Consider the following 12,741-nt stretch of genomic DNA (forward strand, 5'->3'; position numbering starts at 1 on the left):
GCCCGCATTCGTTGAACAGGGCATTCAGGGGCGCGATGGTCCGCCTTTGGGGCGGGTGGCCGTGGCCGGCCACCCGCCGGTGCCTCATTCCAGCAGACTGACCTGGTCGGCGGCGGTCAACCACAGCAGCTGATAGTGGCCGTAGGGATAGTCGAAGCTGTAATCCTCACCGGGGATCGTCGAGGTATGCACGCCGTAGACGAGGCAGCTGCCGTAGCAGTTGATCTCGTCGCTCCACGATTTCATCGAGTACATGTGCGCGCCGAAGCGGTGCCCGGCCAAGCCTTGCAGCAGCGGGCTGCCCACGGACAGGCCAGACGAGCCGCAGGTGGCGGTGGCCACGTTCCATGGATACATGCCGCACGACCACAGCCCGTGCACCGCGCCGGCGATGCCGATGAACACGTCGACCTTGCCGCCCACGCCGAGCCTGTCGATCTCGCGCATCGCCAGGGTCACGCCCATCGAATGGCCGATCACGTCGATATGCCCGCTGCACGAGCCGGCGATGGCGCTGCTGATCGCGTTCCTGACCGGGGTCTCCTCGCTGCCGCTGTGATCGTTGCAGGCGGCGCAGTAGGCGTTGCCCCAGGCGGGCGCAACGATCTGCGCGTCGCTCCAGCCCTGCTGGCGCAGCCGGTCGTAGGTGTTCTGGAAATCGGCGGGGCTGCCGGTATTGCCGTGCACCAGCACCACGGTGTCATGGCAGGTGGCCCGCGCAGACAGCGCGGGCAGGAACAGCAGCACGGCCAGCAGGCCCAGTCCATACGTCTTGATCGACATCGCTCATGTCTCCCTTAGCTTCACGACAGTCCCGCTCGCGCGGAACGGAAGGAGCCACCCCACATGCAGGCGGCCCCGGATCGGTCGGCGTCGGCAACCGGCAACGCCGGTCGGGGGAGGCGACGTCGTTCGGGTGGTGGTCTAGACCACGCCGAGGAAGTAGTACGCCGCGATCACCACCAGCACTGCCAGCGTCTTGATCACGGTGATCGCGAAGATGTCCTTGTAGGCCTGCCGATGGGTCAGTCCGGTCACCGCCAGCAGGGTGATCACGGCGCCGTTGTGGGGCAGCGTGTCCATGCCGCCGGAGGCCATCGCGGCGACCCGGTGCAACACTTCCATCGGGATGCCGGCGGCGTTCGCGTTGGCGATGAAGGTATCGGCCATCGCCCCCAGCGCGATGCTCATGCCGCCGGAGGCCGAGCCGGTGATGCCGGCCAGCGCGGTGACGGTGACCGCTTCATTGACCAGCGGATTCGGGATCGTGTGCAGCGCGTCGGCCACCAGCTTGAAGCCGGGCAGGGCGGCGATCACCGCGCCGAAGCCGTATTCGGATGCCGTGTTCATCGAGGCCAGCAAGGCGCCGCCGACCGCCGCCTGGCTACCCGCGGCCAGCCGCCCCAGCACCGCGCGCCAGGCGAACACCAGCACGCACGCAATGCCGACCAGCAGGGCGCCCTCGACCGCCCAGATCGCGGCGACCTTGGACACCTCCTGCACCACCGGCTTCGCATTGCCGACCACGCTGGGCAGGAACGACTGGGTTTCGCCATACACGCGCGGGATCAGGTCGGTGAACAGCTTGTTGCACACGCCGACCAGCACCAGCGGCAGCAGGGCGATCAGCGGATGCGGCAACCGCGCAGCCTCGAACGGCTCCGGTTCGTTGAGCAGGTTGTCGCCGTAGCCTTCGCCGGCCGTGGCGGCCTTGCGCCGGCGCCAGTCCAGATAGCCCAGGCCCACGATCAGGATGAACACGCCGCCGATCGTTCCCAGCCACGGCGCGGCCCAGGTATTGGTGCCGAAGAACGAGGTGGGAATGATGTTCTGGATCTGCGGCGTGCCCGGCAGCGAATCCATGGTGAAGGTGAACGCGCCCAACGCGATGGTGCCGGGAATCAGCCGCTTGGGGATGTCCGACTGGCGGAACAGTTCCGCCGCAAACGGGTATACCGCGAACACCACCACGAACAGCGACACGCCACCGTAGGTCAGCAGCGCGCAGACCAGCACGATCGAGAGCATCGCGCGGCTGCGCCCGACCAGGCCGATGGTCGCGGCCACGATCGATTTGGAAAAGCCGGACAGTTCGATCAGCTTGCCGAACACCGCACCCAGCATGAACACCGGGAAATACAGCTTGAGGAAGCCGACCATTTTGTCCATGAACAGGCCGGTGAACATCGGCGCGACCAGCGACGGATCGGTCAGCAGCACCGCGCCCAGCGCAGCGATCGGCGCGAACAGGATCACGCTGTAGCCGCGGTACGCCGCGAACATCAGGAAGCACAGCGCGGCCAGCACGATCAGGAACGCCATCCGTGAATCTCCCCGTTTCAACCCTAACGACAGGCGCCGAGTATCCCGAAGCGCCGGTCATGCGGGCACTGTACGAAGGTACAAGTGTTGCTGCGGCAAGGCCCGCCTAAGCTCGCTTCATCAGCATTCGCGCGAGCGATGCATTCACTAGCAAGGGGACGTCATGAAACGCACGCATCTGAGTTCGGCGATCGGTCTGGTTCTGGGCCTGGCCCTGGTGGCGCCGCTGCAGGCGCAGCAGGCGAACGAGGATGCCGGCGCGAAAACCACGGCAGCGAAGCAGGCCGACGCCAAGCAGCTGCAGGAAGTGACGGTCAGCGCGCGGCGCCGCGACGAATCGCTGGAAAAGGTGCCGGTGGCGATCACCGCGTTCAGTGGCGAGGACATGAAGGACCTGCAGGCGAACAGCCTCGACGGCCTGCAGGGCGCGGTGCCGAACATGAACATCGTGCAGGGCCGCGGTTCGTCCTCGGCGGTGAACATCTTCATCCGCGGCATCGGCCAGCCCGACGCGCTGCAGACGTTCGACCCGGGCGTGGGCATGTACGTCGACGACGTCTACTACTCGCGCATCCAGGGCGGGCTGATCAACCTGTTCGACGTCGAGCGCGTCGAGGTGCTGCGCGGTCCGCAGGGCACGCTGTACGGCAAGAACTCCACCGGCGGCGCGGTCAAGGTGGTGACGAAGAACCCGGGCGACAGCACCGAAGGTTCGGTCGAGGCCGGCTTCGGCAACTACGGCCGGCGCGAAGGCAAGTTCTACCTGGGCGGCCCGCTCGGTGGCGCGTGGTCGGCGTCGATCGCCGGCGGCGTCACGCAGACCGACGGCTACGTCACCGACCCCTCCACCGGCCACAAGTACAACGACGAGGACACCAAGTCGGTGCGCGGCAAGCTGCGCTACCACCCGTCGGAGAATTTCGATGCCGTGCTGAGCCTCGACTACACCAAGCAGGACACCGGGCTCACCTTGGGCCAGCCGGTCTCCACGTTGAAACGCACCGACTTGGTGTTCGGTTCGGTGGCGCTGTACACCCCGACTCCGGACCAGAAGTACGACTTCAAGACGCGCACCTCGTTCAGCCCGGACAAGGGCCAGCAGCTTGAACACAAGGGCGCTGCGCTCAGCCTCGACTGGAAGCTGTCCGAGCAGTGGAACCTCAAGAGCATCAGCGCGTTCCGCAAGCTCGACAGCGACTCCTACATCGACATCGACGCCTCGCAGTTCGAGCTGGGCGACGTGCTGGTCGACTTCCACCAGAAGCAGGCCAGCCAGGAACTGCAGCTGCAGTACGACAACGGCAGCAACCTGCAGGCGGTCTACGGCTTGTATTACCTGCGCGAGACCGTGCCGTCGCACCAGGAAGCGTACGCCGACGACCTGTTCGCGCTGGCCGGCACGCCGATCACCTTCCTGCGCACCATCGACGACGACCTCACCACCACGACGTATGCCGGCTTCGCCCACGCGAACTGGCAGTTCGTGCCCAGCTGGACGCTGGCCGCTGGCGTGCGTTACAGCAGCGACCACAAGGACTACGACCGCAGCACCAGCACTTTCTGGGGCCAGCCCTTCACCGCGATCAACGAGACCGTCGCCTTCACCGGCGACAAGCGCTGGAATGCGTGGACGCCGACGATCAGCCTGCAGAAACAGTTCAACCCGCAGACCATGGGTTATGTTTCCGCCAGCCGCGGCTTCAAGTCCGGCGGCTTCAACGGCCGCGCCAACTCCGCCGCGGAAACGCGCACCGCCGAGTACAACCCCGAGTACGTGTGGACCTACGAACTGGGCCTGAAATGGCGCTCGGCCGACAACAAACTGCAGGCCAACCTGGCCGCGTTCCACAGTGACTACACCGACTTCCAGGCCCGTGTGTCCGAAGTGCAGAACCCCGGCTCGATCACCCCGACGTTCGCCTTCCCGGTGATCAACGCGGCCAAGCTGAAGATGGACGGCTTCGAGTTCGAGGGCGCCGCCGTGTTCGACGACGGCACCCGGCTGTCGGCCCAGGTCGGCTATCTGGATGCCCGCTACGCCAAGTTCGTCGACCATCGCCTGGACCCCAGCGACCCGCTGTACAACCCCAGCCTGCATGACCACGTGCCGTTCTCGCCGACCTGGACCTCGCGCGTCGCGGCCACCCATGCGTTCAACCTGGGCAGCGGCAGCGCCATCACCATCGGCGCCGACTGGTCGTACCGCAGCGAGACCTGGTTGAGTGTGGACAACTACGACGCCCTGAGCCAGAAGGCGTACTCGGTCACCGGCCTGTTCGGCATCTATGACTCGGCCGACGGCCACTGGCAGTTCCGCACCGGCGTGCGCAACCTGGGCGACAAGGTCTACAAGACAGACGGACAGGAGTTCTCCAGCGTGGGCAACATCCGCACGGCTTACTACGGCATGCCGCGCAACTGGTACGCCAACGTGCGCTATAACTTCTGACGAGGCCGTCCTGCGGGGTGGGTGGTGCCCGCCCCGCAGCCCACCTCGAATCGAGCCCATGGAGCGACCGATGACTACCCGCTGGACAACCCGCGTGCTGTGGCTGGCCTTGCTGGCCAGCGCCGGCAGTGCCTGCGCCAAAAGCCCCGACGCCAGTTTGCCGAAGCTGAAGATCGATCTGGCACGCACCGCGGTGGTCGGTCTTTCCTCCGGTGCCTACATGGCCACCCAGGCGCAACTGGCCTATCCGGAGCTGTTCCCGAACGCGGCGATGGTCGCCGGCGGACCTTACGGCTGCGCCGGCGGCAAGCTGGACGTGGCGCTGGGCAGTTGCATGAAGGGCGTGCCCGCACCGGATGTCGCCGCACTGGTGGCCAGCGCCGGCAAGCGTTCGGCCGCCGGCGAGATCGGTGCGTTGAAGGACCTGGCGCATGCTCGCGTCTACCTGCTGCACGGCAGGGACGACGCCCTGGTGGCGCCGGCCGTGGCCGAAGCCGGCGCCCACTTCTATGAACAACTGCGCGATGGCACGCCGGGCCTCGGGGACATGCAGGTGCATGACGATGGCCAGCGCGCGTTCGCGCACAATTTGCCGGTGGCGGGCACCGGCGACGATTGCGACAAGTCGGTCACGCCTTACCTCGGCCACTGCGGTTTCGACGCCGCGGGCGAAATCTTCGCGCAGATGTTCGGCCAGCCGGCGCATGTCGCGACCACGGCCAAGGGCGAGCTGCGCAGCTTCGACCAGGACGCGCTGCGTCCCGACGGCGCCGACGCGTTCATGGCCGATACCGGCTACGTCTACCTGCCACCCACCTGTCTCGCCGGCAAGTCCTGCGGCGTGGTAGTGGCGTTCCACGGTTGCAAGCAGAACGCCGACGCGGTGGGCGAGGCGTTCGTCAAGGACGCCGGCTTCAACCGGTGGGCCGACGTGTACGACGTGGCGGTGCTATATCCTCAGACCCGCGCAAGTTTCGCGCCCTTGAATCCGCAAGCATGCTGGGACTGGTGGGGTTATTCCGGAGCAGACTACGACACACGCCACGGCGTGCAGTTGCGCTGGCTGGTGAACGCGGTACGCGCACTGGGGCTGCCTGCCGGCCATTGATGGCCCCGCACGCCGATGGCCTCGACGTTACTGTAGGAGCGCACCCTGTGCGCGATGCTCTTGCTTTATTCGAAGCCAGAAGCTTCAGGGCGAAGAGCTTTCGTCCTCCTTCGGAGGGCGAGTCACTTTCTCTTGAGTGGCCAAGAGAAAGTAACCCAAGAGAAGGCCACCCCGCTTCCGCGCTTTCCGGGCGTCGGGCAACCGCTCCTGCGTTGCCTCAACTCGGGCATCCATGCCCTCGCCATGCCCGGAAAGTCCGCGAGCCGGGGCCGGGCTTTTCGACAGGGCATCCTGCCCTGGCGAAAAGGAGCCGACATCCCTGTCGGCTCCCGCTACGCGGCCTGTCGGCCCCGCCTCGCCGCTGCAGAGGGGCCCCGGGTAGAGCGACGCGCATCCTGCGCGTACTTTTCAGAAGAGCCGGATCAAGAGCAAAGCCGCGGCGACTCGGAGCTTTCGCTCGGCTTCTGGCTTTTGCTTCTTCTTTTGCTCTTCAGCTTCATCACCGAGTGCGGGCCACGATGGCCCGCTGCTCTACCGGGGTCCCTTGTGCGGCGGTGAGGCGGGGTCGACAGGCCGCGCAGCGGGCGTTGCTAGGGATGGCAACGCCTTTTCGCACGGGCAGGATGCCCGTTCGAAAAGCCCGGCCCCGGCTTACGGACTTGTTGGGCAGGATGCCCAACAAGCGCCAAGCGGGGTGTCATTTTCTCTTGGTTACTTCTCTTTTGGACAAGCAAAAGAGAAGTAACTCGCCCTCCGAAGGAGGACGAAAGCTCTTCGCTCCAAAGCATCCAGCTGCGACGCGAACATCGCGACGGAAGTCGCCCCCACGGATGTGCTTCGCATGCTGAGCGCCAGCGTCATCGCCATCGCCGCCTTGTGCTGGCTGGGCCTGCTGTTCGGCGTGGCGTTGCTCGGCGAACGCCGCCCGCACATTTTCGAGAAGCGCTGGGCGATCGTGTATGCGCTGTCGCTGGCGATCCACTGCACCTCGTGGACGTTCTACGGCACCGTGACCCAGGCCAGCCGTTCGGGCTGGTGGCTGCCGCCCACGTTCGTCGGGGCGATCCTGATGTATCTGTTCGCGCTGAAATTTCTGGGCCGGCTGGTGCAACTGGTGCGCGAGTACAACGCCGGATCGCTGGCCGACCTGATCGCGGTGCGGCTGGGGCGACATTCGGGGCTGGCGGCGCTGGTCACGGCGGTGGTGGTGATCGGGATCGTGCCGTACATCGCGCTGCAGCTGAAGGCGGTGGCGATGAGCTACGGCATCCTCAGCCAGGGCCAACTGGCCGAATCCGATCCGTGGCAGGACAGCGCGTTGTACGTGGCGCTGCTGATGGCGCTGTTCGCGATGCTGTTCGGCACCCGCCGGGCGTCGACCATGGCGCACAACCGCGGGCTGGTGCTGGCGATGGCATTTGAGTCGCTGTTCAAGCTCGGCGCGATGCTGGCGCTGGGTACGCTGCTGTTCGCGGCGTTGCCGCCCGGCTTGCCGGTGAATGTGCCGCAGGCGCCCGACAGTGGCGGGTTCCCCGCCTTGATCCTGCTCGGCGCGCTGGCGATGTTCACCATGCCGCACCAGTTCTACGCGGGCATCGTGGAATGCCGCGACGATGGCCAGCTGCGCACCGCGCGCTGGCTGTTCCCGTTGTACCTGCTGCTGATCTCGCTACCGATCCTGCCGCTGGCGCGGCTGGGCGATGCGTGGCTGGGCGCGAGCGGGGTGTCGTCGGACATGTACGTGCTGGCGCTGCCGCTGGCCCGTGGCGAACATGGGCTGGCGCTGATCGCGTTTCTCGGCGGCCTGAGCGCGGCGACCAGCATGGTGGTGATCGCCACGCTGACGCTGAGCCTGATGGTGGTCAACCATTTCATCGCGCCGCTGCGAGTGCGTTCCGGCTGGGGTCGCGACGAACATGGCGACCTGCGCGGCGAGCTGCTGAACCATCGGCGCGTGGCGATCCTGCTGGTGATCCTGCTGGCCTGGGCGTATAGCCGGTTACTGGCGCGCAACGAGGCGCTGGCCGACATCGGCGCGATCTCGTTCTCCGCGCTGGCCGGGTTGACACCGGCCTTGCTGGCGGCGGTGTATCGGCCTCAGCTCGGGCCGCGCGCGGTGATGGCCGGGCTGGCCGCGGGCACCCTGGTGTGGATGTATGCCGTGCTGCCGGCCCTGTTGCCGGCCGCGCCGGCGTGGTTGCACAGCGGTCCGTTCGGCCTGCACTGGCTGGCGCCGGATGGCCTGCTGGGGCTGGGCAACTGGAACCGGCTGGGACGCGCGGTGGTGGTCAGCCTGCTGGTCAACATCGTGGTGATGCTGGCGCTGGCCGGCTCCCGTTACGGCCGTTCCGCGCACGCCGTCAGCGTGGGCGACGTGGGCCTGGTCGAACTGCGGGCGCTGGCGGCGCGCTTCCTGCCGCCGGAGCGGGTCGCGCTGCTGTTTGCCAGCGCGCCGGCGGCCGGTTCCGCCGGCAGTGCGCGGGTGGCCCAGGTCGAGCACGAACTGGCCGCGGTGATCGGCGCGGCATCCGCGCGCCTGCTGCTGGAAGTGGTGCATCGGCAGGGTCGCGACGACCTGGACACGGTGGTCGCCATCGTGGGAGAGGCGGCGCAGGACCTGCGTTTCAACCAGCGCGTGCTGGAGGCGGCGCTGGAGAACATGAGCCAGGGCATCTGCGTGGTCGATGCGGAATTGCACCTGGTGGCGTGGAACACGCCGTATGCGCGCCTGTTCGACTATCCGCCCGGGATGCTGCAGGTAGGGCGGCCGGTGGCCGAGCTGACCCGCCACAACATCGACGCCGGCATGCTGGGTCCGGGTGAAGTCGAAGCGCGCGTGCAGCGCCGGCTGGCGCACATGCGCACCGGCACGCGGCATTTGTCCGAGCGGCGTTTTCCCGACGGCACCATCGTCGAGATTCGCGGCAACCCGATGCCCGGCGGCGGCTTCGTGGCCACCTTCACCGACGTCACCGCCTTCCGCCAGGCCGAGGCGGCGCTGAAGCGCGTCAACGAGACACTCGAGCTGCGGGTGGAGGAACGCACCCGCGAACTGGCCGCAGCCTCGGCCGAAGCGCAGGCGGCGAACGCCTCGAAGAGTCGTTTCCTGGCCGCGGTCAGCCACGACCTGATGCAGCCTCTGCACGCCGCGCAGCTGTTCGCGCACTCACTGACCGAGCGCGGCGGCGATGCCGCCATCGCGCAGCATCTCAACGGTGCGCTCAGCGCCACCGAAGGCCTGCTCACCGGCCTGCTCGACGTGGCCCGGCTGGAGGGCGGTCGCCTGCATCCGCAGCCGCGCGCGTTTGCGCTGGCTGAAGTGCTCGATCCGCTGGCTGCCGAGTTCAGCGCCATCGCGCTCGACCGCGGCGTACGGCTGGACGTGGTCGGCACGCGCGCGTGGGTGCATTCCGACCCGCAGCTGCTGCGCCGGGTGCTGCAGAACTTCCTGTCGAATGCCTTGCGCTATGCCGAGCACGGTCGCGTGCTGCTCGGCGTGCGTCGAGCCGGTGACCACCTGCGCGTGGAAGTGTGGGACACCGGCCCGGGCATCGCCGTGGCGGAGCAGGAACTGATCTTCCAGGAATTTCGCCGTGGCAGCGCCGCGGGCGGACAAGGACTCGGACTGGGTCTCTCCATCGCGCAACGCATGGCCGAGCTGCTCGGTCATCCGCTGGGGCTGCGTTCCTGGCCGGGTCGCGGCAGCGTCTTTCATCTCGCCGTGCCGCTGGCGCGGACTGCCGCACGCCTGCCGATGGCTGCCGGCGTGGCGCAGTCGCTGCCGACGGGTCGCGCGCTGCTGCTGGACAACGAACCGGCCGCGCTCGCCGCGCTAGGCAGCCTGCTGAGCAGTTGGGGCTGGCAGGTTCACCCGGCCCGCAACGCGGAACAGGCACTGGCCGCGCCGTGGCGACCGGACCTGCACATCCTCGACTACCACCTCGATGGTGGACATACCGGCCTGGATGTGTGGCAGCGCCTGTGCGAGCGACATGCCGATGTGCCAACGGTGATGCTCACCGCGGATCGGGACGGCGAACTGCGGCAACGGCTGCTCGATGCGGGGATCGGCGTGTTGTACAAGCCGCTGAAGCCGCTGGCACTGCGGCAGGTGTTGCAGCGGGTGGCAGCCGGGGCGATGCGGGGATGATGGACGCTCGCTGTGCGTCCGGGTGTCCCGCTGTGGCGTGCAGCGCCGAATGCCGTGCACGCCACATCTCGATTGCTAAGGTTTGACACCGTAGTGGCGAGTCATCCTGCGATGGCACTTCATGGGTGCGCCGCCACGAATCCCTTTGCTTCGGCCAGTTCCGGCAGATCGGCATCCGCGGTGTGCCAGATATCCAGAAGCTGTTTGTATGTTGCGGTGGCCGCCGAAGTGTCGCCGCTGGCGGCTTCCGCGCGGGCGCGGCCCAGCAGCGACCGGCTGCGGCCTGGCGCGCTTTTCAGTGCGGTCTCGAAAGCCACGCGCGCGTCGGCGGCCTTGCCTTGTTTCAGCAATTGTTCGCCGAGCAGTTCATGCGGTGGCTTGATCGGCACCGGTGGACCGAAATCGAACGGCAACGCTTCATAGTTGCGGGAGGCGCGACGGATGGCTTCCACTCCGTTGTCGGGCTTGCCCTGTTCCACGGCCAGCAGGCCAGCGAGATCGTCCTGCAAGATGGCGAGATAGCTGGACGTCTGTTTTTCCCCCGCAGCCTGGCTTGCGGCATGCAAGGTGGAAACTGCGCTCAGCGAGCGCTGCACGGCCGGCAGGTCATGGCGTTCGATCGCGGCATAACCATCGGTGAAATCGTTCCAGCCGGCGTCCGAGCCCATGCCCGTGGTGTCCACGGCCGTGTGGGCGGCGAAGCCGTTGCCGTCACCTGACTCGACCACGGCGATCGCGCGCATCTGCATCAGCGATTCGTTCAGCATCTGCCCGAACATGGCCGGCGTACTGTGCATCTCGGCAAGTTGTCCGGCGTGACTGCTGGCCCACTCCATCGAGGGTTTGACCGACTGCAGGCAGGCCTGCAACGTCTTTCCGGCATCACGGAAGCGGCCTTGCTGGTAGTAGGCGTATTCCAGCCACTGGGTGTAGTGATCGCAGGTGGTGAGCGGGCGGCCCTCTGCCTTGGCCGGGACATTCATCACATGCATCGCCACTTCGTTGGCTTTCGCCACGTCGTCCCACAGACCGAGCGCCATGAAGATGTGCGAGGTCATGTGCTGGGCGTGGGCGGCAGCCGGAGAGATCTTCGACAAGGCACGTGCCGGCTCCAGCGCGCCGGCGGCATGCGCGGGATCGTCCATTGCGTGGATCCAGTAATGCGCCGCGCCGGGGTCCTGCGGATTCAGTCGGAATATGCGCTCGGAGATCGCTCCCGCGCGCAGGTAAGCCGGTACGTCGCGCACGCCTTCGCTGCGTCCCATCAGCGCCAGTGCATGGAACAGTTGTGCGTTGTTGTCGTCAGGCCAGGCCTTGGCCAGATGCTCCATCGCCTCGTCGTAACGGGCGTCACGGACAGGCTTGGTGTCGCTGTCGGCGTACAGGATCTCCACGGCGGCCAGGTAGGCCTTCTCGCGCGGCGTGGGCGCTTTCGCCGCACGCGCGGCGGGTGTGGGGCCGAGCTTTGCGAGTGCCTTGCGTCCGGCATCCGCGTCAAGCTGGTTCCAGATGCCGTGGTTGTATGTCATCGCCTCGCCCCAGTACGCCATGGCGAAATCCGGGTCCAGCTGTTGGGCCTGGCGGAAAGCCCGGGCTGCGTCGGGATACTCGAACAGGTGCAGCAGGAGTGCGCCGCGCAGGAACGCGGTCTGCGCAGCAGCCGACCGGGTCGAGGTGGGGAACGAAATCGTGCCGAGCCCCTCGATGCTGCGCATCGGTTCGGTCTGGCGGGCCTGCGTGGCGCTGATCGCACCCGACAGCAAGACCCCGGCAACGAGCGCGGCGAAGCAAAACCTGTGCTGCATGTTCATGATCGACATCCCCCATGGTGGATGGAGTCACACGCGGCGAATCGATTCGCCAATGCGATGCACGAGATCGGCGTGTCGCGTCCATCCGGTAACCGGACAGAGGCGTCTCGATCTGGGCGGGCAGAGTATGCACCCGATCTTTCGACAGTGGATACGCGAGGCCGCGAGCCGCTCAGCTCACCCGCGCCGGTTCGCCCAGTTCCAGCGACTTCAGCAGCATCCCCGCCTGGGTCCGGTTGCGCACCTTCAGCTTCTCGAAAATCGCGGTGACATGTGCCTTCACCGTGCGCTCCTGGATCGCCAGCCGGTCGGCGATCTGCTTGTTGAGCAGGCCTTCGGCCAGCAGGGCCAGCACGCGCGATTGCTGTTCGGTGAGGCGGGCCAGCCGGCTGGCGAGGTCGGTGTCGGCGGGATCGGCGGGCAGGGCGGCGACGGCGTCAGCGAGATCGGGCGGCAACCAGGTGCCGCAATCGAGCACGCTGCGGATCGCCTCGCCGATTTCGACAGGACTGGCGCTCTTGGGGATGAAGCCGGCGGCGCCGTGATCGAGCACGCGACGCACGATGCGCGGCTCGTCGTGGGCGGAGACCACCAGCACCGCCACGCCGGGGTGCTGGCCGCGCAAGGCGGCGAGGCCGGACAGGCCCTGGCTGCCGGGCATGTGAAGGTCGAGCAGGACCAGGTCGATATCCGGTGCGCCAGAGAGCAGCTGCAGCGCCCCGGCAAGGTCAGCCGCCTCCCGGATTTCGCAGCCGGGCAGGCTGTCGTTCGCGGCCAGCCGCAGCGCGGCGCGAAACAGGGGGTGGTCGTCGGCAATCAGCAGGCTGGTCATGACGCTGAAGTTAGCTGGCCGCCGCGGCCGCGTCGAGCTTGCCGGCGCGCGGCGATGGACTTTCGTACG

At 67.2% G+C, this 12,741-nt stretch carries 7 protein-coding genes; 3 read left to right on the forward strand and 4 right to left on the reverse strand.

Annotation, left to right across the window (positions count from 1 at the left end):
• Positions 1–84: 84 nt before the first annotated feature.
• Positions 85–783, reverse strand: a complete 699-nt coding sequence (locus ASD55_RS07085) for a lipase (protein WP_056764765.1) — start codon at positions 781–783, stop codon at positions 85–87.
• Between the two features lie 141 nt (positions 784–924).
• Positions 925–2,322: a GntP family permease gene (locus ASD55_RS07090; RefSeq protein WP_056764767.1), complete on the reverse strand. Its 1,398-nt coding sequence runs from the start codon at positions 2,320–2,322 to the stop codon at positions 925–927.
• Between the two features lie 163 nt (positions 2,323–2,485).
• Here ASD55_RS07090 and ASD55_RS07095 point away from each other — a divergent pair, with 163 nt between their 5' ends.
• From ASD55_RS07095 to ASD55_RS07105, 3 genes are all read left to right on the forward strand, one after another.
• Positions 2,486–4,771, forward strand: coding sequence for a TonB-dependent receptor (locus ASD55_RS07095; RefSeq protein ID WP_056764769.1), 2,286 nt, complete (start codon positions 2,486–2,488; stop codon positions 4,769–4,771).
• A 70-nt stretch (positions 4,772–4,841) separates the two neighbouring features.
• Positions 4,842–5,879, forward strand: a complete 1,038-nt coding sequence (locus tag ASD55_RS07100; RefSeq protein WP_157598891.1) for a PHB depolymerase family esterase — start codon at positions 4,842–4,844, stop codon at positions 5,877–5,879.
• Positions 5,880–6,720: 841 nt separating this feature from the next.
• A complete protein-coding gene (locus ASD55_RS07105; RefSeq protein ID WP_056764771.1) occupies positions 6,721–10,029 on the forward strand; it encodes a PAS-domain containing protein in 3,309 nt (1,102 codons plus the stop codon).
• A 119-nt stretch (positions 10,030–10,148) separates the two neighbouring features.
• On the opposite strand, the gene ASD55_RS07110 is transcribed toward ASD55_RS07105, so the two are convergent.
• The gene (locus ASD55_RS07110; protein WP_157598893.1) at positions 10,149–11,840 is read right to left on the reverse strand and encodes a tetratricopeptide repeat protein; all 1,692 of its coding nucleotides are present in this window, start codon (positions 11,838–11,840) and stop codon (positions 10,149–10,151) included.
• Positions 11,841–12,012: 172 nt separating this feature from the next.
• Complete coding sequence (locus tag ASD55_RS07115; RefSeq protein WP_056764775.1) at positions 12,013–12,672, reverse strand: response regulator transcription factor; 660 nt, start codon at positions 12,670–12,672, stop codon at positions 12,013–12,015.
• Positions 12,673–12,741: the final 69 nt, after the last annotated feature.

The sequence above is a fragment of the Rhodanobacter sp. Root561 genome, from assembly GCF_001427365.1.
Classification (GTDB): Bacteria; Pseudomonadota; Gammaproteobacteria; order Xanthomonadales; family Rhodanobacteraceae; genus Rhodanobacter.

Bases quoted from the DNA above. Each gene is read 5' to 3' on its own strand.
- ASD55_RS07085 (WP_056764765.1), bottom strand. From the start codon at position 783: ATGTCGATCAAGACGTATGGACTGGGCCTGCTGGCCGTGCTGCTGTTC.
- ASD55_RS07090 (WP_056764767.1), bottom strand. From the start codon at position 2,322: ATGGCGTTCCTGATCGTGCTGGCCGCGCTGTGCTTCCTGATGTTCGCG.
- ASD55_RS07095 (WP_056764769.1), top strand. From the start codon at position 2,486: ATGAAACGCACGCATCTGAGTTCGGCGATCGGTCTGGTTCTGGGCCTG.
- ASD55_RS07100 (WP_157598891.1), top strand. From the start codon at position 4,842: ATGACTACCCGCTGGACAACCCGCGTGCTGTGGCTGGCCTTGCTGGCC.
- ASD55_RS07105 (WP_056764771.1), top strand. From the start codon at position 6,721: ATGCTGAGCGCCAGCGTCATCGCCATCGCCGCCTTGTGCTGGCTGGGC.
- ASD55_RS07110 (WP_157598893.1), bottom strand. From the start codon at position 11,840: ATGAACATGCAGCACAGGTTTTGCTTCGCCGCGCTCGTTGCCGGGGTC.
- ASD55_RS07115 (WP_056764775.1), bottom strand. From the start codon at position 12,672: ATGACCAGCCTGCTGATTGCCGACGACCACCCCCTGTTTCGCGCCGCG.